Genomic DNA, 758 nt, shown 5'->3' with positions numbered 1-758 from the left:
CCTGCCCGGCTCCACCGGCGGCCTGCCGGTGCAGATGGTGCTGCGCAGCCCGCAGGACTATCCGGTGCTCTACCGGACCATGGAAGAGATCAAGCAGAAGGCCCGACAGAGCGGGCTGTTCGTGGTGGTCGACAGCGACCTCGACTACAACAACCCGGTGGTCCAGGTCCGCATCGACCGCGCCAAGGCCAACAGCCTGGGCGTCACCATGAAGGCGGTGGGCGACACGCTGGCGGTGCTGGTGGGCGAGAACTACGTCAACCGCTTCGGCATGGACGGCCGCTCGTACGACGTGATCCCGCAGAGCCTGCGCCAGCAGCGCATCTCGCCCGAATCGCTGGCGCGGTACTACGTCAAGAGCGCCAGCGGCGCGCAGGTGCCGCTGTCGAACTTCGTGTCGGTGTCGATGGGCGTCGAGCCCAACAAGCTGACCCAGTTCAACCAGCTCAACGCCGCCACCTTCCAGGCCATCCCGATGCCGGGCGTGACCATGGGCGATGCGGTGCAGTTCCTGACGCGCCAGGCGCAGCAGTTGCCGGCCGGCTTCAGCTACGACTGGCAGTCGGACGCGCGCCAGTTCAGCCAGGAAGGCTCGGCGCTGATGATCACCTTCATCTTCGCCATCATCGTCATCTACCTGGTGCTGGCGGCGCAGTACGAAAGCCTGCGCGACCCGTTCATCATCCTGGTGAGCGTGCCGCTGTCGATCTGCGGCGCGCTGATCCCGCTGGCGCTGGGCATGGCGACCATCAACATCT

At 66.2% G+C, this 758-nt stretch carries 1 protein-coding gene; it reads left to right on the top strand.

Annotated features, from left to right (window positions below; genetic code table 11):
- The coding region (locus RCF13_RS05340; RefSeq protein ID WP_308140929.1) for an efflux RND transporter permease subunit at positions 1-758 on the top strand (758 nt) is incomplete at both ends.

This window comes from Stenotrophomonas maltophilia group sp. RNC7, from assembly GCF_030910085.1.
Classification (GTDB): domain Bacteria; phylum Pseudomonadota; class Gammaproteobacteria; order Xanthomonadales; family Xanthomonadaceae; genus Stenotrophomonas; species Stenotrophomonas sepilia.
The sequence above is the reverse complement of the archived record's forward strand: the minus strand, read 5'-3'. Positions and strand labels throughout refer to the sequence as shown.